The sequence below is a fragment of the Streptomyces sp. NBC_00576 genome (genome assembly GCF_036345175.1).
Lineage (GTDB): Bacteria > Actinomycetota > Actinomycetes > Streptomycetales > Streptomycetaceae > Streptomyces.
On sequence record NZ_CP107780.1, the window covers coordinates 6649641 to 6672559 of the forward strand.

Consider the following 22919-nt stretch of genomic DNA (forward strand, 5'->3'; position numbering starts at 1 on the left):
GATCCCGCCTCAAAGTCCCAATGGGAACTTCAATGAAAAACTTGAAGGTATGGATGAAGGCATGGAAGAAGGCACAGATGCAGGCATGGTCGACCGAACTCCCGTGATGCACATCAAAGGCGCCCGTCTTCACAACCTCAAGAACGTCTCGCTCACGATCCCCAAGCAGAAACTGGTCGTCGTGACCGGTCTGTCCGGCTCCGGCAAGTCCACGCTCGCCCTCGACACCCTCCACCGTGAGAGCCACCGGCAGTACATGGAGTCGTGGGGTGTGGCGACCGCCGGTGTCAGCCGGCCCTCCGTCGACTCGATCACCGGTCTCTCCCCGTCCGTCAGCGTCGACCAGCGTCCGGCAGGACGCGGCCCCCGCTCGACGGTCGGCACCGCGACCGAGGTCTTCACCTATCTGCGGCTGCTGTGGTCCCGGATCGGCGTACGCCCGTGCCCCGCCTGCGGGGAGGAGATCCCACCGTCGTACGCCCACGACCCGGCCGGCGACGAGGAGGACCAGGAGGCGGAGACGGAGACGGAAGTGGCGGACGGCGAGGCCGTGGCCTGCCCGCACTGTTCCGCCCCCGTACCCCAACTCGTCATGGGCTCCTTCTCCTTCAACAAGCCCGCAGGCGCCTGCCCGTCCTGCACCGGACTCGGCGAGGTCATCCGGGTGGACGTACGGAGCCTGGTGGAGGAGGAGTTGAGCGTCGCCGCCGGTGCCGTGCGCGGCTGGCCCAAGCAGCTCGTCGAGCGCAACCTGCCCCTGCTGCGAGCCGCCGCCCACCACTACGGCCTCACCTTCGACACCGATGTCCCGGTAGCCGAACTACCAGCACCTTCAAGGGACTTGCTCCTGTACGGGGTCGAGTCGCCCGAGTTCCGCAGCCACCTCCCCGCCCTCGGGGCCATCGGGATCGAGCCCCCAGCCACCGTCTCCGCAGGCCGTTTCGAGGGCGTCGTCACCGCGTTCATGCGCCGCTACGCCGATCGCATCGACGACACCGACTACCGGCAGAAGGCCGAGCGCTCGATGGTGAAGGCGCCCTGCGGGGCGTGCGAGGGGACGAGGCTGCGCGCCGAGAGCCGGGCCGTCACCGTGCACGGGCTCGGCATCACGGACGCGTCCCGTCTTCCCCTCGATGAACTCGCCGACTGGGTAGTGGAGTTGAAGGCATTCTCCACCGGGGACGAGTGGCGGTTCGCCGAACCGGTCGTCGCCGACCTGGAGGAACGGATACGCCGGCTCATCGACACCGGGGTCGGCTATCTCACCCTCGACCAGTCGAGCACCAGCCTCTCCGCGGGCGAGTCCCAGCGGCTGCGCCTGGCCGCGCTGCTCGGCTCGGGCCTCACGGGCATGCTGTACGTCCTCGACGAGCCGACCATCGGACTGCACCCCGCCGACACGGCCCGCCTCATCGACGTACTGCGCCGCCTGCGGGACCTGGGCAACACCGTCCTCGTCATCGAGCACGACCTGGACGTGCTGTGGGCCGCAGACCACGTCGTCGACATCGGTCCCGGCGCGGGCAGGGACGGCGGCAGGGTCGTCGCCGAGGGAACGCCGGAGGAGGTGGCTGCGACGGAGGGGTCCGTGACCGGCGCGTATCTGTCGGGCCGGCTCCAGCACCCCGTACGGAAGGAACGCCCCGAGGGCGGTGCGGAGTTGGTGATTCGCGGGGCCCGCGCCCACAACCTCAGGGATGTCACCGTGCGGATTCCGCTCGGGCGGCTTGTGACGGTCACCGGGCCGTCCGGCTCGGGCAAGTCGACGCTGATACTGGATGTGTTGGGCAGGGCGGCATATCAACACCTCGACGCGGCAAGGGCGTTGCCGGTGGCACCGGGGGAGTACGACGGTATCGACGGCTGGGAGCACCTCGACAAGGTCGTGACGATCGACCAGGAGCCGATCAGCCGCCTCCCGCGCTCGAACGCGGCGACCTACGCAGACGTCTTCACCCCGGTCAGGGAACTCTTCGCCGCGCAGGAGTCGGCGAGGTCCAGAGGCCTGACTCCGGCCGCCTTCTCCTTCAACGTGCCCGGCGGGCGCTGCGAGCGGTGCGAGGGCGCCGGTGTGCTCGCCGTGCACATGCACTTCCTGCCCGCGGTGGACGTGCGGTGCCCGGGCTGCCGGGGGCGCCGGTTCCGGAGCGAGGTGCTCGCGGTGCGCTACGAGGGGCACGACATCGCCGAGGTACTGGCCGCCACGGTGGACGAGGCGCTCACCGTCTTCCGGGGCGTACGACAGATCGCCGCCCGGCTGCAACGGCTCTCGGACGTGGGCCTCGGCTACCTCCCCTTGGGTCAGCCCGCCACCACCCTCTCCGGCGGCGAGGCCCAACGCCTCAAGTTGGCCAAGGAGTTGGGGCGCCGAGCGACCGGACGCACCCTCTACCTCCTCGACGAACCGACCACCGGCCTGCACGCCGCCGACACCGCGCGCCTGCTCGACGTACTCCAACGACTCGTCGACGCGGGCCACTCGGTCGTCACGATCGAGCACAACCTCGACGTCATGCGCGCCTCCGACTGGCTCGTCGACCTCGGCCCGGAGGGCGGCGCCGGGGGCGGGCTCGTGGTCGCGGCGGGAACGCCGGAGCAGGTCGCGGAGGCGGCGGCGGACGGGGGCGGCTCCCGCACGGGTGGGTTTCTGCGGGAGGGCGTACGGGTGAAGGCATGACGGTGGCTTCTCGGGTGGTTTCTCTGTTGCCGGTGCTTGGTAGGAGTCGGTCATGCGCCGCGCGTACGAGTGCAGCGGACGGGGAGGCAGGTATGACGGGGAGTGAACACGGCGGCCTCGGCGGCCGGTTGGGCGCGGAGTTCTTCGTACCCGGGAGTTCGTCGTTCACGGAGTTCGTGGCAGCTCACCGACCGGAGCTGCTGCACCGCAACGACCGTTTCCTACCGGCGGGCGTACGTCCGGACCCGGACCGATTCCCGCACGGGACAACGGTGTTGGCGCTGACCTACCGCGACGGCGTGCTGCTCGCCGGTGACCGCAGGGCCACCATGGGCAACCTGATCGCCCAGCGGGACCTGGAGAAGGTGCATCCCGCCGACGACCACACGGCCGTCGCCTTCGCGGGCAGCGTCGGGATGGCGCTGGACATGGTGAAGCTCTTCCAGGTCGAGCTGACGCACTTCGAGAAGGTCGAAGGCACCCCGATGTCGCTGCGGGCGAAGGCGACCCGTCTCGCGACCCTGATCCGCCAGAACCTGGATCAGGCGATGCAGGGGCTGGCCGTGGTGCCGCTGCTCGTCGGGTACGAACCCGGCGGGAGCGGGGCCGGGGTCGGTCGAGGGCGGATCTTCGGGTACGACGTGACCGGCGGGACGTACGAGAAGTTCGGCTTCCATGCGGAGGGCTCCGGATCGCCGTACGCCCGGGGCGCGTTGAAGAAGCTGTACCGCGAGGACATGTCCCGCCGTGAGGCCGCCCTCGCCGCACTCCAGGCGCTGTACGACGCGGCCGACGACGACTCGGCGACGGGCGGGCCGGACATCGGCCGCCGTATCTTCCCGATCGTCTCGGTGATCACGGAGGACGGCTTCGAACGCTTCCCTGACCAGGAGGCGGAGGACCTCAGCCAGGAGATGGTCGCGGGGCGGCAGAGCCGTCCGGACGGGCCGACCGCCCTGCCATAGTCGGTGCAACCGAAGAAACTGGCTGATGCGCTCGACATGACCTGTGCCTCCGTTGGCCAGCCCCTGGACGATCAGTACCGCACCGAGCACTGGCGGGAGCCGGGTCAGTGGTTCCCGATGCACAACAAGCGCAACAGTCCTCTTGAACCCTGCCTGTAGCCACGAATAAGATCGAGCGCATGACTGCCGGGTCGGCCATGGGCCACATACGAGCAGGGCGCCCGGCCTCGGCGTGAGCCCGAGGCGGGCCCGCAGCCCGCCCTTTCCTTCGTGTCTTTCCTCATCGCAAGCGCACCTCATCGCAGCGAACCCAGGACACGGAGCACACACCACATATGTCGCAGATTTCGCGTACCCCCGAACTGCCCACCACCACCGTCCAGTTGAACCACCATGCCGTCTTCGCGAGCGACCGGCAGCTCTCGGCCGAGTTCCTCGCGACGATCCTGGGCCTGGAGGTCGGCGCCCCGTTCGGGCCGTTCCTGCCCATCGACCTCGGCAACGGCGTGACCCTCGACTACTACGAGAAGCGTGACGAGCCGATCCAGTCGCAGCACTATGCGTTCCTCGTGCCCGACGACCAGTTCGGCACGGTGATCGTCCGTCTGGAGGCGGTCGGAGTCACCTACTACGCAGACCCCAACCACACCGAGCCCGGCCGCATCAACCACCTCTTCGGCGGCTCCGGCGCCTACTTCGCCGACCCGGACGGACACAACCTGGAGATCCTGACCCGGCCGTACGTACGCCCGTAGGCGCCATCGTCGACCGACGTCGTCGTTCGGCTCACGCCGTCGGTTCCAGTCCGGAGTAGTCGGCGAAGCAGCGGCGGTACCGCGTGTGCCCGGTCTCCTGCGTGTGCCGCCGCTGCCACTCCTCGACCTTGGCCGGGTCCGGGTGCCATCCTGACAAGGCCCCGCAGTTGTCCTCGTCGCCCGAGACGCAGCACGCCTCGTACTCGGGCTCGGCGGAGCCGTCCTGGACGATCGAGTACGGCACATACCGGAAGATGCGGCGCCGGGCCGAGGTGCTCGCCCCGTCCCCGAGATGCGCCTGCCGCTGGTGGCGCCGGAGCAGCACGTTGGCGTCGGTCTCGCGGGTGCGGTCGCACTCGGCGCGGGCGATGGCCCGGAACGTGGCCAACTCGTCGCAGGTGGCGCAGCCGTGCACGGGCTCGGGGGCCGCCGGGTAGGTCGTGATGGGCACCAGGTCGAAACCCGAACGGTGTTCCTTGGTCATGTGCCAACTCCGTACGTACGTCACTGCTCGCGATTACTCTGGGTGTATCGAGAGTGGCTGAGAGGAACGGCCCGTATCAACGCCTGCGGCGTGTGAATGGGGCATTGGCACCAGAGGGGGGACGCGTGGTTCGACGGAACGCCGAGGACGGTTCCGGAACCGGAGTCAGCAACGCCGCCCTGTTCGGCGAGGTGTTGCGCCACTTCCGCGAGGCCGCGCTGCTCACCCAGGCGGCGCTGGCGCAACGGATCCCGTGCGACCGGTCCCACGTGGCGAAGGTGGAGGCGGGAACGAGCGTCCCGCAGGACACGTTCGCGAAGGCGTGCGATGAACTGCTGAGTACGGGTGGGGTGTTGCTGCGGCTGTGGAAGAAGGTGGACTGGTATCCGGAGGTGCAGCATCCGGACTGGTTCGCGCGCAGGGCGCAGATGGACGCGGAGGCGGTGGCCCTGCGGGAGTACCAGGAGCAGGTTGTTCCCGGCTTGTTGCAGGCACCGGGCTACGCACACGCACTGTTCTCGCAGATTTCGACCGGCAATGAGGTGGAGGAACGGGTCCGGGCCCGGTTGAGCCGCCAGCCGCGCTTCCTGGCTGACGACGGCCCGCTGTACGTCGCCGTCCTGGACGAGAGTTGTCTGCGTAACGCGGTGGGGAGCCCGGAGGTCATGCGTGACCAGTGCGCGCATCTGCTGGGCGTTGGGCGGCGCCCCAACATCCGTATCCAGGTGGTCCCGACGGGGCTTTTTGGGCTTGTGCCACCCAAGAGTTCCATGTCCCTGATCGATCTCCCCGACGAGCGGTGGGTGTACTCGGAGTCGCTGAGCCAGGGGCACTTCAACAATGATCCAGCAGACTACGCACGCCACAGCCAGACCTATGATGTGCTCAGGGCGGACATTCCGTCAGCCCGCGAATCCGCCGCTCTGATCAGCGACGTGATGGAGGGTTACGAGCATCATGCACAGGCACGAGCTCACCACGGCGACCTGGATCAAGAGCAGCTACAGCGGCAACGACGGCGGCAACTGCATCGAAGTGGCCCCAGGATTCCCCGGCGTCGTCCCGGTCCGTGACAGCAAGAACTCGCACAGCGGCCCTGTCATCGTCGTAACCCGTGTCGCCTGGGCCGAGTTCGTGGCGTTCACGTCCCGCTGACCTCGCGGGACGTCAGTACGTAGTGGCCGCGACGCGGTGTGCCCGGCGGGAAGACCCGCCGGGCACACCGTGATGTCACTGTGGGCCCTGGGAGGAGCAGGCCACGCCCGCCCGCTGGAGGCGGTCCCCGCCCGGATCGGCTACGTCAACACGCTCGCGTTCAGCCCCGACGGGCGCACCCTCGCGACGGGTGGCGAGCAGGGCACCGTACGCCTCTGGAACACGGTGGACGTACGCCGCCCCCGCCCACCGTCCGCCCTGCGGCTGACCGGTGGGGTGGACTCCGTGACCTTCGCCCCCGACGGTCGCACCCTGGCCGTGGGCGGCCGGAACAGCACGGCCAGCATCTGGAACGTCACCCGCCGACGGAACCCGGCCCGGCTGTCGGTCCTCACGGGCCACACTGGCGCGGTGAAGTCGGTCGCCTTCAGCCCCGACGGCCGCACCCTGGCCACCGGCAGCCAGGACTGGACCGTCCTGCTCTGGGACCCCGACACCGAACGCGCCGCCTCCCGGATCTGCGCCACGGTTTTCCCGACGATCACTCGCACCGAATGGCGCCAGTATTTCCCGCAGTGGAAGTACCGTCCGCCATGCGGGAGTTGAGGATCAGGTCCGGGGCATCGGACGTGCGACGCCGACGATGAAGTCTCCCCGGGCCCGGACATCCGCCGCCCGCCCAGGGTGGCCTGCCCCTTCAAATCCCCCTGAAACTACAGCGGTTGAGTATCCACGAGGGCCGTGGTGAGTACGCGTACTCATGGAGCGGCGGCTCCTGGCGGCGAGAGTAGCGGCAGACGGATCAAGAGCGACTGGAGACGATCATGTATCTGCCCCGCAGAACGAGCCGAGCCACTGCTGCCTTTCGACCCGCAAGGGTTCGTATCGCCGCTGGTGCTCTCGTGAGTGCGGCCGCAGTCGTGGCACTCACCGGATGCTCCGGCTTCGAGTACACAGAGAAAGTCTGCGGCAGCGACGAGTACCCCGTTCTGTCCGTGGGCAGCGCCGGCAGCTCTTGCGTGTCGGACAAAGAAGAGCCGCCGGCGGGATCCGCGCGCTATCCGGAGGGCAAGGTGCCGAAGGAGGTCGACGACAAGTGGGACGTGTACTGGGGCACCCACACGCTCGACAAGGACGGCAACATCATCGACGTCCCCGCCGCGGGCTGATCCGGACAACCCGCCCTCCGGGCAGCGCCCACCACGGTCAGGAGGGCGCCCAGAAGCCCAAGAAAAGGCGCACCGGCAAGAAGACCCTCGACACGGCCTCCGGGGTGACGCACCGGCCGGGCAGCAGGATGGCGGCCCTACGCGGCGCGAGGGTCACCCGGCCTTGCGGCCCACGCCCCCATAGATACCGATCTCCTCGGACCGCTCCGCCGGCGGGGTGTCCGGGCGCCAGAACGGGACCTGGGGCAGGCCCGGTTCGAGCAGTGCGAAGCCGTCGAAGAACCGCTCCACCTCGGCGCGAGGGCGCAGGTTCAGACTGGCGGTCGCCTTCCTGCTGTACTCGGCCTGGGCGTCGATGCGGTCCGCGAAGTCGCCCGTGGCGTGCGAGAGGACCAGGAAGCTGCCCGCCGGGAGCGCGTCGCGCAGGGTGGCGACGATCTCCCCGGGCTTCTCCGCGTCGGCCAGGAAGTGGACGACGGCGACCAGGAGCAGGGCGACCGGCTCGTCGAAGTCGATGACCCGGCGGACGTCAGGGTGGTCCAGGACGGCCCGTGGGTCGCGCAGATCGGCGAGCACAGTGCTGGTCCCGCCGCCGGAGCGGCTCAGCAGCGCGTCGGCGTGCGCCTTCACGATCGGGTCGTTGTCGACGTACGCGACCCGCACCTCCGGCACCAGCTCTTGGGCGACCTCGTGCACATTGGGCGAGGTGGGCAGCCCGGTGCCGATGTCGAGGATCTGACGTACGCCGCGGCCGACCACATGACGCACGGCGCGCCGCATGAAGGCACGGTTGGCCCGCAGACCGATCCGCACCTCGGGCGCCGCGGCGGCGAGCGTTTCGCCGGCCTGCTGGTCGACCTCGTAGTTGTCCTTGCCGCCCAGCAGGTAGTCGTAGATCCGGGCAGGGTGCGGCCTACTGGTGTCGATGCCCTCGATGTGGACCTGGTCCTGCGTCACCCTGCACTCCTCCTGTCGGTCAACATCCGTTCCGGCGAGGGTAGTTCACGAGGCTTCCAGGAACGGGACGGCCGGCGCCGGGCAGTGCGCGGTGCAGCAGATGCAACTCGCCGACGGTGAGGCGGAGTTCGCCGACAGTCGCGCGCCAACGTATTCGGTCGGCATCGGCATCGACACCTGGCCCGCTCGGACCGGGTGTGCGCGGGTGACGCCGCGCCAGCCTCCGGCCCAGCGCCTGCCCCGGCGCCTCGACGTAACGCTGGCTCAGCACGCACAGCGGCAGCAGCACCGCGAAGAAGGCGATCTCCGGTAGGGGACTGTTGTGCCGCAGGCGGCCGATCGTGCCGTCGCTCACCGTCAGCAGCACCGGATGCAGCAGGTAGACCGAGTAGCTGATCGTGCCCAGCCCGATCAGCAGGCGCGGTACGCGGCGGTCCCGCAGTGCCAGTCCGACGCCGAAGGTGAGTACGGCCAGCAGGAACGCCGAGATCCAGGCGCGCCGCGTGAAGTGGTCCCCGTCGCCGTACCCGTACGCGCTTCCCACGGCGCAGGCGACGACCACGACCGCTGTGCAGGCCGCGTACCACCAACTGCTCCGGCCGTGCTCGGCCCGATGGACGACCGTGCCGAGGAACATCACGGCGAGGATCACCAGGCCCTCCCACACCGGGATGGTGCCGTTGAAGAGGACCAGTACGAGCGCCAAAGCCCCTCCCAACCCACCCCCGAACACGCGGAGTTGGGGCGATCTGGCGCTCGTACAGCAGATGGCGACCGTCAGGGCGATCGCGGTGAGGGCGACCAGTCGGCCGGTGCCGACCGCGTCGGAGAGGGCGGAGGGCGGGAGCGTGACCCCCGCCGCCACGCTCACGGCGGCGAGCCCGGCCAGGGTGAGGGCGACGGGCGCCGATCTCTCGTGCCGGCGGATGGTGAAGAGGGCGACGACGAGGAGGTAGAAAGCCATCTCGTAGGAGAGGGTCCACAGGACGAGGAGGAGGTTGGGGGTGCCCAACAACTCCTGGAACAGGGTGAGATGGGCGACGGCGGTGGTGGCGGCGCCGATTTCGGTGCGTGGCTCCGCGATGCCCAGCAGGCCGAGGGCGAGGACGGCGGCGACGGCTGCCGCGCACAGGGGGTAGATGCGGAACACCCGCCCGATCCAGAACGTCCGTACACAGCCCCGGCGTTCGAGCGACGCCGGGATGATGTAGCCGCTCACCAGGAAGAACACCATGATGCCGTACCGGCTGGTGTTGAACTCGGGCACCAGCTCCCGCCGGAACTCCGGCAGGAAGGAGTACGAGGAGTGGTCGAACACGACGACGAGCGCCGCGATGCCGCGCAGGGCGTCCAGCCAGCCCAGCCTGGCCAGGCGTTCCGTTGAGTCGTTCGGTGGGCTGGTCATGGGGTGGGCTTCACGGGGACGCAGGGCTCGGACTGGTCTTCGGTCTTGGTCGTGGAGGAGTCGAGTGCGTAGCGCTCGACTTCGTAGGCGTGGATCGCCCGCGGCTCGGCGCTGCCCTTGGTGTTCTCGAAAACCAGCACGTTGCCCTTGCTCAGGGTGACCTGCGCGGGCGCCGTCCAGGCGCTGGCGCGTTCAGCGATGGTGACGTCTCCGTCCTTCCCGGTCAGCAGGAGCTGGAGGGTCACCCCCCTGCCCCACGGCTTGCAGGTGTACCCGGGTGGGAGCACCGCCACGTCCACCTCGATGCCGTCCGGGCGCAGTTCCTCCGCGAGGTCGTACTGGGCGTCGATGTCGATGGCCTCCTTGAGAGTGAGCGTGACCCTGTCGTCGCCGTGGTGTTGCACCGCGTACGCCATCGATTCGGCAGGCGTACCCGGTACGACCACCACGGCGAGTCCGGCCACAGCGCAGGTCGCCGCGGCGAGGGCGATCCGGCGCGGGGTGACCAGGCGCCCTACGGAGGTGCTCGTCCCACGCTCACCTGTGTCGACCTCTGTCGATACGGCCTCGCGCAGCTCGATCTCCCGCTTCAGCTCCTGCAGGAGCCGGTCCTCGAACGCTGTCCTCGGGCTCATGCCTCGCCCCTCCTGACGTACAGCAGTGATGTGTCCGGCGCCGTCTCCACAGCCGTGGAAGCCACCGTGGAATCCGCCTTGGAAGCCGCCCCGGAGCCCGCTTCCCCGCGCAGCGCCTTGCGTGCCCGGTGCAGTCGGACCCGGGCCGTGACCTGGCGGATGCCCAGCGCGGCGGCCGCCTCCGGGAGCGTGAGCTGGTCGACCACGATCAGTTCCAGCACGGCCCGCTCGCCCTCGGGCAGTCGTTCGAGAGCGGCCAGGGCGCGCCGCCCGGGGCTCTCCGCGTCGAGCTTGTCCTCGATGCGGACTATGTCGTCGGGCTCCAGCAGTCGCCGCCCGAAGAAGCGCCGGTCCCGCTCGGCCTCGCGGGCGACCCGGCGCCGCTCCGACGAGACGACGTTGCGCGCGATGCCGTACAGCCAGGCCGTCTCGCTGCCCAGGCGCGGCTGGTAGGTGTGGGCCGAGTCGAGAACGGCGAGGAAGATCTCGGCCGTCAGGTCGGCCGCGGTGTGGGGGTCGTCGACGCGCCGGGCCACGAACCGCAACACCGCGTCCACATGGCGCCGGTAGAACGCTTCGAACAGCTCCGGGTCCCGCACGGCCTCGGCGGGCCCACTCCGTAACCTTTCCGGCTTCGCGCCATCCACCGGCATCTCCTTCGCGTCTGCTCGTAGTGGCTCTTACACCTGTTCTTGGGCGGAGACGCGAAAAGCGTTACGGGGCTCCCATGAGCGATACGGATACCAGATGCGCCCTGGAATCCCTGCGTTCCAATTGACTCGAACTGGATTCCGATTAATGGGCCGAGGAGGCACGGTGGGGCCTGCGGGGGGTCGTTCGAGCGTTCGAATTCACCCAAACCGCCACCGCCGCGCTTCGACCGATTCCTGTCTATTAATGCCGCATATTCGTCAATTTCTTAAGTGCTCCTGGTCACTATTGGTTGATCCCCGAATGGCGATGGGCATCTTGATCATCATGACCACGGAGACACGCACGCCCCATCCAGTCCTTGACCAAGCCGCCATCACCAGCCTCCTCTTCAGTGATGGCGCGGACGGAAACGAGGTCCACGGCCGCTGGCGCAAAGCGGTCTCGGACGAACTGTTCCGGTATCGGCCCGGACTGGGGACCCAGCAGCGATGGCAGCTCGCCTACGAGCGGCTGCGAGCCCTGAACAAACAGGTTCCCTCGCCCGAACACTTCGCCAACGACCCGCGCGGACTCGCGGCGTTGCACGAGTGGACCTGCCCCGTGGACGGTGCGACGGTCACCGTCGCCGGTATTCACTACAACCTCTTTCTCGGCAGCGTCGTCGACGACAAGGTCTCCCCGCCACGCGAGTTGACGGACTTCGCCACCATGTCCCGGATGGGGACGTTCCTGTGCACCGAGCGCGCGCACGGCAACGACGTACCGGCGCTGGAGACCGTCGCCCGGTACGACAGGGAGCGCGACGAGTTCGTTCTGCACACCCCGCACCCCGGGGCGCAGAAGTACATGCCCAACACCAGCTCGGCGGGCGGCCCCAAGACCGCGGTGGTCGCTGCCCGGCTGATCGTCGACGACAAGTACCTGGGCGCCTTCCTCTTCCTCACCCCGCTGAGCGACGAGTACGGCACCCTGCCCGGCATCACCGTCACCCTGCTGCCGGAGCGCGTCGGCGCCACGGTTGACCACTGCGCCACGAACTTCGACAACGTACGGCTGCCCCGCACCGCCCTCATCCAGGGCGCCCACGGACAACTCCTGCCCGACGGAAGCCTCGTCAGCTCCGTCGGCAGTCCCCGCAAGCGGTTCATCCACGCCATCAGCCGCGTCACCGCGGGCAAGCTGTGCATGAGCGCCAGCGGGCTCGGGGTGGCCCGTACGGCACTCGCGATCGCCGTCCGGTACTCGTACACCCGGCACATATCCGGGCCGGTCGCCGGGCAGCGCGTCCCGCTCGCCGCCCACCGCAGCCACCACAGCCGCCTCCTCGACCACACCGCCACCGCCTACGCCATGACCTTCCTGCACCGGGCGGCCACCGAACGCTGGGTCACCCACACGCCCGAGGACCGCGCGGACGCCGAGCGCCTGGTCGCCGTCACCAAGGGGTGGGTCACCTGGCGGGCCCGCGAGATCGCCACCGAGAGCCGGGAGCGGTGCGGCGCCCGGGGGCTGTTCCCCGTGAACGGAATCGCCGCCATGGCCGGTGACATGGACGGCGCGATCACCGCCGAGGGCGACAACGTGGCGATCTGGTGCAAGGCCGGCGCCGAGATGATCTTCGGGCACGACCTGGCGGCGGAGCCCGTCCGGCCCACCGGTGACGAGCCGTTGACCGACTCGGGACTGCTGCGCCGCGCCCTCACCACCGCCGAGCGCTACTGGCACCTCGCCGCCCGTCGCGATCTGCGGCGCGGTGGCGGCGGCGACGCCCTCGGCCGCTGGAACAACGCGTCCGACGCCGCCCTCAACCTCGTCGAGGCGTACACGGTCGGCCAGGCCGCCGACGCTTTACTGGCCGCCTGCGCCCGCGCGTCCGACCCGATCACGCGCGCCGTCCTGGAGGACCTGAGCGCGCTCTTCCTCCTCCGCCAGGTCAGCGCCCGCAGCGGCCTGCTGCTCGCCGAACAGGCCCTCACCGCCGACCAGGTACGCGCTCTGCCGGAGACCCTGCACGCCCTCACGACCCGGCTCGCCCCGCACCTCAGCACCCTGACGCAGGCCTTCGACGTCCCGGAGGAACACCTCTCGGCGCTGCCGATGCTGAGCGGCGTCTGACCCGCCTGGCCTGTTTGACCCGTTTGAACCGTCTGATCTTGAGCTGCGACGGGACGACTCTTGGCCTAATAATGACGTGCTCATGACGCGTAGGAGGGATGCGCAACTGATGTGTGCCGGGCGTGTGGGGGATGTACGCCCGGCCGATCGATCGGCCTCAGGCCGCCCTCCGCAACACCCGGTACAGCCCCGCACTCACCACGAACCCCACCAGACACGTGATGTCGCCGAAGGACGGCCACTGCTCCGGCACCCAGCCCACGTACTTCTCCTGGTTCGAGAAGAGCGGCACCGACACCGCGATGCCCGCCAACAGGGCAGCCACTCCAGGCCAGTTGGCGAAGGACCTGTCGGACAGCCGCGCGCTCAGCGCCTCCACCGGCGTCCGCGCCTGCAACCACCGCTCCACCAGAACCACCCCCAGCCACGGCCCCACCCAGTAGGCGATCACCAGCAGAAACGCCTCGTACGCGTGCCCCGCGTCCGACAGCGACGACCAGGCCGCCGCCGTACCCGCCAGCCCGCACAGCACCACGATCGCGCCGCGCCCCAGCCACACGGGCAGCCGCAGACCCAGGGAAGTGATCGACATCGCGGAGGAGTAGACGTTCAGGGCGTTCGCCGAGACCGCGCCCAGGATGATCGCCAGCAGTACCAAGTCGCTGAGCCAGCCCGGGAGATGACCCGTGAAGGCCGCCGTCGGGGTCGCGCCCTCGGGAGCGACGATCGTCGCGGAGGCGGCGCCGATCAGCGCCACGACGGAGACGGACACGAACAGGCCCACGGCCGGGTGGAGCGCGGTGCGCAAGCGGTTCGCCGTACGCGGGAGATAGCGGGAGTAGTCCGAGGCGCCCGGGTTCCAGCCGGCCGTGTAACCCCAGGCCGCGCTGAAGGCGAGCAGGAAACCGCCGATGCCGCCGCCGGCGCCCGGCGCACTCAGGTCGGCCTCCTTGAACGTCCAGACACCGGCCAGCAGAAAGACGACGGCCAGCGCCGGGAACGCGTACTTCTCGAAGGCGTGCACGAAGTTGTGGCCGATGAAGCCGATCACGATCTCCGCCGCCACCACGAGCAGCAGGGAGGGGAGCGGACGCAGGTCGGTCAGCGTGTTGAGCGCGAAAGCGGCGCTCACACTGTTGACCGCGAACCAGCCGACGCCCGCGACAAGCGCGTTCACACCGGCGGGCAGCAGATTCCCCCTGTACCCGAAGGCGAACCGGCCTATCGCCATCTGCGGTACGCCGAACCGGGGCCCGTCGAGGGAGAGGATCCCGTGCGTCAGCGAACCGAGCGCGGTGCCCAGCAGCAGGGCCGCGGACGCCTGCCAGAAGTTCAGGCCGAAGAAGAGGACCGAGATCACGCCGATGTAGACGGTCGCGAACTCGATGTTCGGAGAGGCCCAGGTCCACAGCAACTGGAGCGGGGCACCGTGCCGTTCGGCGTCCGGGATGGGATCCGCGCCCGCCGTCTCGACGGCGATGACCTTGTCGCCGTACTCAGGGGCCGGGGTCGCGGGAGGAGTACTGGCCGGAGCAGTCGTCATGCGGAATAAGTGTCCGGCCCGCACCAGGTCCGGCCCAGGGGCGCATTGTCCGCTTCGGGGGGCTCGTCGGCGTACAGCTTGTACGGGTTACGCGGTTACTTCTCGGGGTCCTCGCCGCTCTCCCGGCGCTTCAGCTCCTCCTCGCGGCGGCGCAGGTCGGCCTCCCAGTCCCGCAGATGGGCGTCGTCGTCCACCACGGGCCCTGAGTCCTCGACGTTCTCGTCCTTGAGGGACTTCAGGAACTCCGGGTTGTCGTCAGGGGCGACCCACTGGCCGCCCGAGGAACTGCCCAGGCGCTGCGAGGTGGCACGGTCGCGGCCGATGATCAGCCACGAGACGGAGCCGACCAGCGGGAACAGGAGGATGAGGATGGCCCACACGGGTTTGGGCATGAAGCGGACATCCTTCTCCTGCGTGGTGACGCAGCCGATGAACGCGTAGATGCTCAGTGCGAGAGGCACCAGGATCAACAGCACCCGCAGCATGTATTCGGTCCCCTTGAGTCGCTGTCCGGGCGCACTGACGGTCGCGTCCGGCCCCCGCTGGCAGGTCCAGGGTAGTGCGTAACGGATACTGGAACGCATGGCTTACGACGATCTTCGCTCCCTGCTCAGGGCGCTGGAGCGCGAGGGCGACCTCAAGCGCATCAAGGCCGAGGTGGACCCGTACCTGGAGGTCGGGGAGATCGTCGACCGGGTGCAGAAGGCAGGCGGGCCCGCGCTGCTCTTCGAGAACGTGCGCGGGTCGGCGATGCCGCTGGCGATGAACGTGTTCGGCACCGACCGGCGGCTGCTCAAGTCGCTGGGGCTGAAGTCGTACGCGGACATCAGTGACCGGATCGGCGGGCTGCTGAAGCCCGAGCTGCCGCACGGCTTCGTGGGTGTGCGGGAGGCCTTCGGCAAGCTCGGCACGATGGTCCACGTACCGCCGAAGAAGGTGAAGTCGGACAACGCGCCCGTGCAGGAGGTCGTCCTCAAGGGCGACGAGGTGGACCTCGACAGCCTCCCGGCCCTCTTCACCTGGCCCGAGGACGGCGGTTCCTTCTTCAACCTGGGGCTGACGCACACCAAGGACCCGGAGTCCGGCGTACGCAACCTCGGCCTCTACCGCCTCCAGCGGCACGACAAGCGCACGATCGGCATGCACTGGCAGATCCACAAGGACAGCCGCAACCACTACCAGGTGGCGGCACGCAAGGGCGAGCGCCTGCCGGTCGCCATCGCCTTCGGCTGCCCGCCCGCCGTCACCTACGCGTCGACGGCCCCCCTTCCCGGTGACATCGACGAATACCTGTTCGCCGGGTTCATCGCGGGCAAGCGGATCGAGATGGTCGACTGCAAGACGGTGCCGTTGCAGGTGCCGGCGCAGGCGGAAGTGGTGCTGGAGGGCTGGCTGGAGCCCGGCGAGATGCTCCCCGAGGGCCCCTTCGGCGACCACACGGGTTTCTACACCCCGCAGGAACCCTTCCCGGCGCTCACGATCGACTGTGTGACGATGCGGCGGCGCCCGCTGCTCCAGTCGATCGTCGTCGGCCGGCCGCCCACGGAGGACGGCCCGCTGGGTCGCGCCACGGAACGCTTCTTCCTGCCCCTGCTGAAGATCATCGTCCCGGACATCGTGGACTACCACCTCCCCGAGGCCGGCGGATTCCACAACTGCGCGATCGTCGCGATCGACAAGAAGTACCCGAAACACGCGCAGAAGGTGATGCACGCGGTCTGGGGCGCCCACATGATGTCCCTGACCAAACTGATCATCGTCGTCGACTCGGACTGCGACGTCCACGATCTGCACGAGGTCGCCTGGCGCGCCCTCGGCAACACGGACTACGCCCGCGACCTGACCGTCGTCGAAGGCCCTGTCGACCACCTCGACCACGCCTCCTACCAGCAGTTCTGGGGCGGCAAGGCGGGCATCGACGCGACCCGTAAGTGGCCCGAGGAGGGGTACACGCGGGACGGCGGGTGGCCCGAGATGGTGCTGCCGGACCCGGACACGGCGGCGAAGGTCGACAGACGCTGGAAGGAATACGGCCTGTGAGTTCCGCATCCGCATCCGCCGCACTGCCCCAGCCGGGCCGCACCAAGGCCTTCCTGCGCCTGGTGATGATCGAGCACTCGGTCTTCGCGCTGCCCTTCGCCTACATCGCGGCGCTGACGGCGATGTTCCAGATGGACAAGAACATCCACTGGGGCCGACTGCTTCTGGTGACCGTCTGCATGGTCGGTCTGCGCACCTTCGCGATGGCGGTCAACCGGATCATCGACCGTGAGATCGACGCCCGTAACCCGCGCACGGCCCACCGTGAACTGGTCACGGGCGCGATGTCGGTGAAGCACGCCTGGACCGGCGCCCTGATCGCCGTCGTCGTCTTCCTCGGTTCGGCCGCCCTCCTGAACCCCCTGTGCCTGGCCCTCGCCCCCGTCGCGGTGATCCCGATGGTGGTGTACCCGTACGGCAAACGGTTCACGAACTTCCCCCAGGCCATCCTGGGCCTCGCCCAAACCATGGGCCCGGTCGGCGGCTGGCTGGCGATCACGGGGGAGTGGTCCTGGGACGCGGTGATCCTCGGTCTCGCGGTCGGCATCTGGATCGGCGGCTTCGACCTGATCTACGCCTGCCAGGACATCGAGACGGACCGTGAGACCGGCGTCCTGTCGGTGCCCGCACGCTTCGGCATCCCGGCGGCGGTGTGGAGCGCGCGGGTCTGTCACGCCCTGACGACGGGCCTGTTCGTCTGGTACGCGCTGGTCACGGACGCGGGCGCGTTCTTCTGGCTGGGGCTGCTGATCGTGGCGGGGGCGTTCGTGTACGAGCACAGGATCGTGCGGCCGCATGATCTGTCGCGACTCAACAGGGCGTTCTTCTCGACGAACGGCTTTATCGGGATCAGCCTTTTCGTCTGCGCGCTGCTGGATCTGCTCGTCCGCGGGCTCACGATCTGACTCGATCGAGTGATCGGTCACCGCTCGGCAAGTTCACCGAGGCCACCGCTCGTCTCCCCGTGGTCCCCAAGGACAGCGCCCTGTCCTGAACACGGTCCCGTCCGCCGGTAGGCTCAGGGTGTGAACGCAGGAGAAACGCAGCGCACGCCTTGGATCGTGGGGGTGTCCGGAGCGTCAGGGACGCCGTATGCGGCTGCTGTGCTGCGTGCGCTGCTCGGAGCGGGGGAAGCCGTCGATCTGGTCGTCAGCCGGGCCTCGCGGCTCACGTTGCTCGACGAGACCGGGATCTCCTTCCGGGACGCCCACTGGCAGGACGACCTGCGGGAATGGCTGGCCCGGGGTGCCGACGGCAAGCCCGACACCTTCGCCGTGGACATCAACGGCGTACGGCACTGGAGCGCCGGGGACCTGGCCGCCGGGCCCTCCTCCGGGTCGTACGCCACCAAGGGGATGCTGATCGTGCCCGCCTCCACGGCCTGCGTGGCCGGGGTCGCGCTCGGGCTGTCGAAGGACCTGTTGCAGCGGGCGGCCAGTGTGACCCTCAAGGAACGGCGCGCACTTGTCGTCGCCGTACGGGAGTCACCGTTGAACGGGCAGACACTGCGGCACCTGGTGACTCTGGACGACGCCGGCGCGAGCGTCGTACCGGCCTCGCCCGCCTTCTACGCCGGCGCCACCCACATCCAGGACCTCGTGGACTTCGTCGCCGGGCGCGTGCTCGACGCGGCGGGCGTCCCGCACGGGCTGTACCGCCGCTGGGAGGGCGAACTCGGCGGCGGGGCCGGGCCGTTCCGTACGTCCCGTACTGATAACGACTGAGCCGGCGTACGTATCAACAACTGGCGGCACCGCTCAGCACTTTCAGGAACCCCAGTACCTTCAGCCATCGTCAGCAATCTTCAAAAATGTTCAGCAAACTTCAGGACTCTTCATCGGAAGGCTCGATCGCATGGACGCCGTGGACAGGCAGCTCATCCAGGCCCTGAGGGAGAACGGCCGGGCCTCCTACGCCGAGCTGGGGCGCCTCGTCGGTCTGTCGGGACCCAGTGTCACCGACCGCATCAACCGGCTGGAGACAGCCGGTGTCATCACCGGGTACCGCGCCACCGTCGACGCCGCCTCGCTCGGCCTCGGCGTCACCGCGCTCATCGGCATCTCGCTCTCCGACGCCGCCGACCACGAGGACGTGGCGCGCCGGCTCCGGGACCTCGGTGAGATCGAGGACTGCTGGTTCATCGCGGGCGACGACTCGTTCATGCTCAAGGTGCGGGCGAGCGACGTCGACGGGCTGGAGAAGATCATCCGGCGGCTCAGCGGGACGGCGGGCGTCTCCAGGACCCGTACGACCATCGTGCTCTCCACGAAGTGGGAGAACAGGGTCGGTGAGCTGCCGGAAGAGCAGTAGGGGCCGGGGAGTACGGTTTACGAAGTCTGTCTGGGAGAGGGATGAGCGAGGGATGAGCATGGACGTCGGGCTCAAGCGCGAGCTGGAGGAGAAGGTCAGGGCCGGTGAGCGGCTGACCCGTGAGGACGGCATCGCGCTGTACGAGTCGGACGACCTGGCCTGGCTCGGCGGGCTGGCGCACGAGGTGCGGACCCGTAAGAACGGTGACGTCGTCCACTTCAACGTCAACCGGCACCTCAACATGACCAACGTGTGCACCGCCTCCTGCGCCTACTGCTCGTTCCAGCGCAAGCCGGGCGAGAAGGACGCGTACACGATGCGCATCGAGGAGGCGGTCAAGCTCGCCAAGTCGATGGAGGGCGAGAACCTCACCGAGCTGCACATCGTCAACGGCCTGCACCCCAGCCTCCCGTGGCGGTACTACCCGCGCTCGCTCCGGGAGTTGAAGGCCGCCCTTCCGGACGTCTCGCTCAAGGCGTTCACGGCGACGGAGATCCACCACTTCGAGACGATCAGCGGGCTCTCCGCGTCCGAGATCCTCGACGAGCTGATCGACGCGGGTCTCGAGTCGCTGACCGGCGGCGGCGCCGAGATCTTCGACTGGGAGGTCCGCGAGCACATCGTGGACCACCGGACGCACTGGGAGGACTGGTCGCGCATCCACCGCCTCGCGCACGAGAAGGGTCTCAAGACCCCGTGCACGATGCTGTACGGCCACATCGAGGAGCCGCGGCACCGGGTGGACCACGTTCTGCGGCTGCGTGAGCTGCAGGACGAGACGAACGGCTTCCAGGTCTTCATCCCGCTCCGCTACCAGCACGACTTCGTCGACATGAAGGACGGCAAGGTACGGAACAGGCTCCAGGCCCGTACCCAGATGGCCACCGGTGCGGAGGCCCTCAAGACCTTCGCGGTGTCGAGGCTGCTGTTCGACAACGTCCCGCACGTCAAGGTCTTCTGGGTCATGCACGGCGTCCAGACCGCCCAGCTCGCCCTCCAGCACGGCGCCGACGACATGGACGGCTCGGTCGTCGAGTACAAGATCACCCACGACGCCGACAACTACGGCACCCCCAACAAGCTCACCCGCGAGGACCTGCTCGACCTGATCCGGGACGCCGGGTTCCGGCCGGTGGAGCGCAACACGCGGTACGAGATCATCCGGGAGTACGACGGCCCGGACCCGGCGCGCAGGGACTCGCCGCAGCCGATGCGGCTGTGACGCTTGCCTTCGCCCTTGATCCCGTCGTCGACCCCGCCCTCCGCGACGGCATCCTCGACCTCTGGACCGACGTCACCAACGCCGGCGGCGCGGTCGGCTTCGTGGCGCCCGTCACGCGGGACGAGATACGGCCCGAGCTGGCGAAACAGCTCGTGACACTCGCGGCGGGCGACTCCCGGCTGCTCGTCGGGCACGACGCCGAGGGGCGGGTCGCCGCGACCGCGTTCCTCACCTTCAACACCCACCGCCTGCGGACACACTGGCTGTGGGTCTACACGGTGATGGTGCATCCCGGGCACCAGGGCAAGGGATACGGGCGGGACCTGATGGCGGCCGTCGCCGACGCCGCCCGCGGACTCGACGGCATCGAGGCGATACGACTCGGCTGCCGGGGCGGACTGGGCCTGGAGGACTTCTACGGCTCCTGCGGCTACAAGGAGGTCGGCCGCGTACCCGGCGCGATACGGGTCGGCCCCGGGGACGACCGCGACGACATCATGATGCTGCTGCCGCTGCACTGAGTGCCCGATGCCGATGCCGCTCCCCGTACCCCGCTGCAAGATCGTGACCTGGGCATGTTTCACTGGATGACGCCCGTTTTTGGCAACGTTCGGACCGTCGGACCGGAAGAAGAGTGGATTGAGATGCTCCGCTACACGCTGATGCGCTTCGGCATCTTGGTGGCCTGCCTGCTGGTCGTCTGGGGCCTCGTCCACTCCGGTATCGCACCGCGCGGCCTGGGCAGCTCCAACGGCATGTGGATCATCCTGCTCTCCCTCGTGATCTCCGCTCCGATCAGCTTCGTGGCGCTCCGCAAGGAGCGGGACCGGGCGTCGGTGCAGATCGTCGAGAAGGTGGACCGCGTCAAGGCCAACCTGGAGGCGAACCGCAGCCAGGAGGACGAGGCGGTGGACGAGGCGGCACGCGCTCAGGCGCAGACCCAGACCCAGACCCAGACTCAGGGCCAGGCCTCCTGACCTGACGGCACACCGGGCCGCACAACTACCCTTGCCCCCATGGGTGCTGTGAAGAACAAGCGGATGCCGCGTGCCGTCCGTGAGCAGCAGATGCTGGACGCCGCCGTACGGACCTTCGGCCAGCGCGGCTACATGGCCGCGTCGATGGACGAGATCGCCGAACTCGCCGGTGTCTCCAAGCCGTTGGTGTACCTGTATCTGAACTCGAAGGAAGACCTCTTCACCGCCTGCATCCGGCGCGAGGCCAGGACGCTCACCGAAGCCGTCCGCGCCGGCGTCGAACCGGCCCTGCCCGCCGATCGCCAGCTCTGGGACGGTCTGCGCGCCTTCTTCACCCACACCGCCCAGCACCCGGACGGCTGGTCGGTACTGCACATCCAGGCCCGTACGCACGGCGAGCCGTTCGCGGCCGAGGCCACCGCGATGCGTGAGGAACTCGTCGCGTTCGTCACGCAGTTGATCGTGATCGCGGCCCGCGAGGCCCACAGCGACCCCTCGCTGCCCGAACGGGAGGTCGCCGGCCTCGCCGTGGCCCTGGTCGGCGCCGCCGAGTCCCTCGCCGCCTGGGCCAACACGACCCCGGGCGTCACCGCGAAACAGGCGGCGACAACCCTGATGAACTTCGCCTGGGCGGGCCTGGACAGCATGATGACGGGCAGCCCCTGGTCACCTCCGCCGGACGCGTCCGACGCGGCCGGCATCGAAGGCTGAGCGAGCCCGGCGAGTCCCCTACGGTTCGCAGTGTCCCTAAGGGGCCGCAGGCCCCCGATAGGGGCGCGGGGCTGCATCGATATGCGGCCCCGCCGCGTGGGCGCGACCAGCCACAACGGCGCCGCACCGAACCGACAGCCATCAGCCCCTCACGCCACCCCCAGCGGAGCGCTTCGCACCTCACCCCGCAGATGTACGCGCCCCCCAGCCGGCCCTGGTCCGCCCCGCAGTTCGAAGCTCCCGAAGCCGTCCGCCCCGTACTCCACCGTGCCCGGCAGCAGCACCGGTGCCTTGAACTCGGCGCGGACCAGGGCCGATTGGGGCGTGCCGTGGGCGGCGAGGCAGCGGGCGGCGGTCCACATGCCGTGGGCTATCGCGCGCCGGAAGCCGAAGAGGCGGGCGGTGAGCGGGTGCAGGTGGATGGGGTTGCGGTCGCCGGAGGCGGTGGCGTACCGCCGTCCGACGTCCTCGCCGAGCCGCCACTCGGCGACGAGGGGCAGCGCCTCGCGTTCGTCGGCGGCGTCGGCGGCGCTCGTCGCACCCGTGGGCGTGCTGGAGGGAAGGTCGCGCCGGTGCCGTGCGAGATACGTGCTCCGCGACTCCCACACCAGTTCCTCGCCCTCCCGCACTTCCGTCTGCACCGAGGCTTCGGTGCCGCGTCGGTGGGGGGTCAACTCCTCGACGTACACGGAGAGTTCGTAGGTGCCGGTGGCGGTGAGCGGGCGCCAGCGGATGATCTCGACGGAGGTGTGGACCAGGCCGAGGAGCGGGAGCGGGAAGCTGCGGTCGCTCATCAGGAGCATGGCCAGGGGGAAGCCGAGGACATGTGGGTAGGTGATGGGGAGGGAGTCGTCGCCGACGGGGAAGCCGCAGACCCGTTCGTAGGCGGCGAGTCGGGCGAGGTCGATGCGTACGCCGGGCAGGACGAGGCGGGTGCTCGGGAGGTCGGTGTCCGGGTGGGGCCTGTTGAGGGCGGCCTTCTTGAAGGGGGACAGCAGGGCGCCCCGGGCGAGCAGGGGTGCCAGGGCCGGGGACCGGTCGAGGGGGCGAAGCGAGCGGTCGGCCATGGTCAACTCCCACCTCGATACCTTACTTACTCCAGAGTCAGGTTACCGGAGGTAAGTCCCAGATCACCCTTGATGAAA

Annotated in this window: 24 protein-coding genes; 16 read left to right on the forward strand and 8 right to left on the reverse strand. The window is 69.1% G+C overall.

Annotated elements, in window-relative coordinates; translation table 11 throughout:
- Nucleotides 1–85: 85 nt before the first annotated feature.
- The 3 genes from uvrA (at nucleotide 86) to OG734_RS28840 (ending at nucleotide 4397) form a co-directional block, all read left to right on the forward strand.
- Nucleotides 86–2677, forward strand: a complete 2592-nt coding sequence (gene uvrA / locus OG734_RS28830) for an excinuclease ABC subunit UvrA (RefSeq protein ID WP_330290390.1) — start codon at nucleotides 86–88, stop codon at nucleotides 2675–2677.
- A 92-nt stretch (nucleotides 2678–2769) separates the two neighbouring features.
- Nucleotides 2770–3642: a proteasome subunit beta gene (gene prcB, locus OG734_RS28835; RefSeq protein ID WP_330290391.1), complete on the forward strand. Its 873-nt coding sequence runs from the start codon at nucleotides 2770–2772 to the stop codon at nucleotides 3640–3642.
- A 335-nt stretch (nucleotides 3643–3977) separates the two neighbouring features.
- Nucleotides 3978–4397: a VOC family protein gene (locus OG734_RS28840; protein WP_330290392.1), complete on the forward strand. Its 420-nt coding sequence runs from the start codon at nucleotides 3978–3980 to the stop codon at nucleotides 4395–4397.
- Between the two features lie 31 nt (nucleotides 4398–4428).
- On the opposite strand, the gene OG734_RS28845 is transcribed toward OG734_RS28840, so the two are convergent.
- A complete protein-coding gene (locus tag OG734_RS28845; RefSeq protein ID WP_330290393.1) occupies nucleotides 4429–4881 on the reverse strand; it encodes a DUF7848 domain-containing protein in 453 nt (150 codons plus the stop codon).
- Between the two features lie 125 nt (nucleotides 4882–5006).
- On the opposite strand from OG734_RS28845, the gene OG734_RS28850 reads away from it, so the two are divergent.
- The 4 genes from OG734_RS28850 to OG734_RS28865 all read left to right on the forward strand — a co-directional run bounded on the left by OG734_RS28850 (nucleotide 5007) and on the right by OG734_RS28865 (nucleotide 7205).
- Nucleotides 5007–5954: a DUF5753 domain-containing protein gene (locus tag OG734_RS28850; RefSeq protein WP_330293820.1), complete on the forward strand. Its 948-nt coding sequence runs from the start codon at nucleotides 5007–5009 to the stop codon at nucleotides 5952–5954.
- Nucleotides 5917–6036: a DUF397 domain-containing protein gene (locus tag OG734_RS28855; RefSeq protein ID WP_330290394.1), complete on the forward strand. Its 120-nt coding sequence runs from the start codon at nucleotides 5917–5919 to the stop codon at nucleotides 6034–6036. The genes OG734_RS28850 and OG734_RS28855 overlap by 38 nt, the downstream gene beginning before the upstream one ends.
- Nucleotides 6037–6108: 72 nt before the next feature.
- Complete coding sequence (locus tag OG734_RS28860; RefSeq protein WP_330293821.1) at nucleotides 6109–6642, forward strand: WD40 repeat domain-containing protein; 534 nt, start codon at nucleotides 6109–6111, stop codon at nucleotides 6640–6642.
- A 218-nt stretch (nucleotides 6643–6860) separates the two neighbouring features.
- Nucleotides 6861–7205 (forward strand): SCO0607 family lipoprotein, encoded by a 345-nt coding sequence (locus OG734_RS28865; protein WP_443064932.1) that lies wholly within the window; start codon nucleotides 6861–6863, stop codon nucleotides 7203–7205.
- A 153-nt stretch (nucleotides 7206–7358) separates the two neighbouring features.
- Here OG734_RS28865 and OG734_RS28870 read toward each other — a convergent pair whose 3' ends face one another.
- Genes OG734_RS28870 through OG734_RS28885 form a run of 4 tightly spaced genes read right to left on the reverse strand, consistent with a single transcriptional unit; the run spans nucleotide 7359 to nucleotide 10849 of the window.
- A complete protein-coding gene (locus OG734_RS28870) occupies nucleotides 7359–8162 on the reverse strand; it encodes an SAM-dependent methyltransferase (RefSeq protein ID WP_330290395.1) in 804 nt (267 codons plus the stop codon).
- Between the two features lie 19 nt (nucleotides 8163–8181).
- Nucleotides 8182–9567, reverse strand: a complete 1386-nt coding sequence (locus OG734_RS28875) for an acyltransferase family protein (RefSeq protein ID WP_330290396.1) — start codon at nucleotides 9565–9567, stop codon at nucleotides 8182–8184.
- Entirely contained in the window at nucleotides 9564–10202 is a 639-nt protein-coding gene (locus OG734_RS28880; RefSeq protein WP_330290397.1) for a hypothetical protein, read from the reverse strand. Before OG734_RS28880 ends, OG734_RS28875 begins: the two co-directional genes overlap by 4 nt.
- The gene (locus OG734_RS28885; protein ID WP_330290398.1) at nucleotides 10199–10849 is read right to left on the reverse strand and encodes an RNA polymerase sigma factor; all 651 of its coding nucleotides are present in this window, start codon (nucleotides 10847–10849) and stop codon (nucleotides 10199–10201) included. Before OG734_RS28885 ends, OG734_RS28880 begins: the two co-directional genes overlap by 4 nt.
- 331 nt (nucleotides 10850–11180) lie before the next feature.
- On the opposite strand from OG734_RS28885, the gene OG734_RS28890 reads away from it, so the two are divergent.
- Nucleotides 11181–12971, forward strand: a complete 1791-nt coding sequence (locus OG734_RS28890) for an acyl-CoA dehydrogenase family protein (protein ID WP_330290399.1) — start codon at nucleotides 11181–11183, stop codon at nucleotides 12969–12971.
- A gap of 157 nt (nucleotides 12972–13128) precedes the next feature.
- Here OG734_RS28890 and OG734_RS28895 read toward each other — a convergent pair whose 3' ends face one another.
- The gene (locus OG734_RS28895; RefSeq protein WP_330290400.1) at nucleotides 13129–14514 is read right to left on the reverse strand and encodes a purine-cytosine permease family protein; all 1386 of its coding nucleotides are present in this window, start codon (nucleotides 14512–14514) and stop codon (nucleotides 13129–13131) included.
- A 95-nt stretch (nucleotides 14515–14609) separates the two neighbouring features.
- Nucleotides 14610–14999: a PLD nuclease N-terminal domain-containing protein gene (locus OG734_RS28900; RefSeq protein ID WP_330293823.1), complete on the reverse strand. Its 390-nt coding sequence runs from the start codon at nucleotides 14997–14999 to the stop codon at nucleotides 14610–14612.
- A gap of 97 nt (nucleotides 15000–15096) precedes the next feature.
- On the opposite strand from OG734_RS28900, the gene OG734_RS28905 reads away from it, so the two are divergent.
- The 8 genes from OG734_RS28905 to OG734_RS28940 all read left to right on the forward strand — a co-directional run bounded on the left by OG734_RS28905 (nucleotide 15097) and on the right by OG734_RS28940 (nucleotide 21774).
- Nucleotides 15097–16554 (forward strand): menaquinone biosynthesis decarboxylase, encoded by a 1458-nt coding sequence (locus OG734_RS28905; protein ID WP_330290401.1) that lies wholly within the window; start codon nucleotides 15097–15099, stop codon nucleotides 16552–16554.
- The gene (mqnP, locus tag OG734_RS28910) at nucleotides 16551–17459 is read left to right on the forward strand and encodes a menaquinone biosynthesis prenyltransferase MqnP (RefSeq protein WP_330290402.1); all 909 of its coding nucleotides are present in this window, start codon (nucleotides 16551–16553) and stop codon (nucleotides 17457–17459) included. Before OG734_RS28905 ends, mqnP begins: the two co-directional genes overlap by 4 nt.
- A 120-nt stretch (nucleotides 17460–17579) precedes the next feature.
- Nucleotides 17580–18278, forward strand: a complete 699-nt coding sequence (locus tag OG734_RS28915) for a UbiX family flavin prenyltransferase (RefSeq protein ID WP_330290403.1) — start codon at nucleotides 17580–17582, stop codon at nucleotides 18276–18278.
- A 130-nt stretch (nucleotides 18279–18408) separates the two neighbouring features.
- Nucleotides 18409–18864, forward strand: a complete 456-nt coding sequence (locus tag OG734_RS28920) for an Lrp/AsnC family transcriptional regulator (protein WP_330290404.1) — start codon at nucleotides 18409–18411, stop codon at nucleotides 18862–18864.
- 58 nt (nucleotides 18865–18922) lie between these two features.
- Complete coding sequence (gene mqnE / locus OG734_RS28925; RefSeq protein ID WP_330293824.1) at nucleotides 18923–20086, forward strand: aminofutalosine synthase MqnE; 1164 nt, start codon at nucleotides 18923–18925, stop codon at nucleotides 20084–20086.
- A complete protein-coding gene (locus tag OG734_RS28930; RefSeq protein ID WP_330290405.1) occupies nucleotides 20083–20607 on the forward strand; it encodes a GNAT family N-acetyltransferase in 525 nt (174 codons plus the stop codon). The genes mqnE and OG734_RS28930 overlap by 4 nt, the downstream gene beginning before the upstream one ends.
- A 123-nt stretch (nucleotides 20608–20730) precedes the next feature.
- Complete coding sequence (locus OG734_RS28935; RefSeq protein ID WP_330290406.1) at nucleotides 20731–21063, forward strand: DUF4229 domain-containing protein; 333 nt, start codon at nucleotides 20731–20733, stop codon at nucleotides 21061–21063.
- A 39-nt stretch (nucleotides 21064–21102) separates the two neighbouring features.
- Nucleotides 21103–21774, forward strand: coding sequence for a TetR/AcrR family transcriptional regulator (locus tag OG734_RS28940; protein ID WP_330290407.1), 672 nt, complete (start codon nucleotides 21103–21105; stop codon nucleotides 21772–21774).
- Nucleotides 21775–21923: 149 nt separating this feature from the next.
- Here the strand turns inward: OG734_RS28940 and OG734_RS28945 are convergent, their stop codons facing one another.
- On the reverse strand, nucleotides 21924–22841 hold the full coding sequence (locus tag OG734_RS28945) for a MaoC family dehydratase (protein WP_330290408.1): 918 nt from the start codon (nucleotides 22839–22841) through the stop codon (nucleotides 21924–21926).
- Nucleotides 22842–22919 lie beyond the last annotated feature (78 nt).

What these genes read in the sequence shown, in the direction of transcription:
- OG734_RS28905 (WP_330290401.1), top strand. Translation starts at nt 15,097, where the DNA reads ATGGCTTACGACGATCTTCGCTCCCTGCTCAGGGCGCTGGAGCGCGAG.
- OG734_RS28895 (WP_330290400.1), bottom strand. Translation starts at nt 14,514, where the DNA reads ATGACGACTGCTCCGGCCAGTACTCCTCCCGCGACCCCGGCCCCTGAG.
- OG734_RS28935 (WP_330290406.1), top strand. Translation starts at nt 20,731, where the DNA reads ATGCTCCGCTACACGCTGATGCGCTTCGGCATCTTGGTGGCCTGCCTG.
- OG734_RS28880 (WP_330290397.1), bottom strand. Translation starts at nt 10,202, where the DNA reads ATGAGCCCGAGGACAGCGTTCGAGGACCGGCTCCTGCAGGAGCTGAAG.
- prcB (WP_330290391.1), top strand. Translation starts at nt 2,770, where the DNA reads ATGACGGGGAGTGAACACGGCGGCCTCGGCGGCCGGTTGGGCGCGGAG.
- uvrA (WP_330290390.1), top strand. Translation starts at nt 86, where the DNA reads ATGGTCGACCGAACTCCCGTGATGCACATCAAAGGCGCCCGTCTTCAC.
- OG734_RS28945 (WP_330290408.1), bottom strand. Translation starts at nt 22,841, where the DNA reads ATGGCCGACCGCTCGCTTCGCCCCCTCGACCGGTCCCCGGCCCTGGCA.
- OG734_RS28875 (WP_330290396.1), bottom strand. Translation starts at nt 9,567, where the DNA reads ATGACCAGCCCACCGAACGACTCAACGGAACGCCTGGCCAGGCTGGGC.
- OG734_RS28900 (WP_330293823.1), bottom strand. Translation starts at nt 14,999, where the DNA reads ATGCTGCGGGTGCTGTTGATCCTGGTGCCTCTCGCACTGAGCATCTAC.
- OG734_RS28840 (WP_330290392.1), top strand. Translation starts at nt 3,978, where the DNA reads ATGTCGCAGATTTCGCGTACCCCCGAACTGCCCACCACCACCGTCCAG.
- OG734_RS28940 (WP_330290407.1), top strand. Translation starts at nt 21,103, where the DNA reads ATGGGTGCTGTGAAGAACAAGCGGATGCCGCGTGCCGTCCGTGAGCAG.
- OG734_RS28845 (WP_330290393.1), bottom strand. Translation starts at nt 4,881, where the DNA reads ATGACCAAGGAACACCGTTCGGGTTTCGACCTGGTGCCCATCACGACC.
- OG734_RS28860 (WP_330293821.1), top strand. Translation starts at nt 6,109, where the DNA reads ATGTCACTGTGGGCCCTGGGAGGAGCAGGCCACGCCCGCCCGCTGGAG.
- OG734_RS28865 (WP_443064932.1), top strand. Translation starts at nt 6,861, where the DNA reads ATGTATCTGCCCCGCAGAACGAGCCGAGCCACTGCTGCCTTTCGACCC.
- OG734_RS28890 (WP_330290399.1), top strand. Translation starts at nt 11,181, where the DNA reads ATGACCACGGAGACACGCACGCCCCATCCAGTCCTTGACCAAGCCGCC.
- mqnE (WP_330293824.1), top strand. Translation starts at nt 18,923, where the DNA reads ATGGACGTCGGGCTCAAGCGCGAGCTGGAGGAGAAGGTCAGGGCCGGT.
- OG734_RS28920 (WP_330290404.1), top strand. Translation starts at nt 18,409, where the DNA reads ATGGACGCCGTGGACAGGCAGCTCATCCAGGCCCTGAGGGAGAACGGC.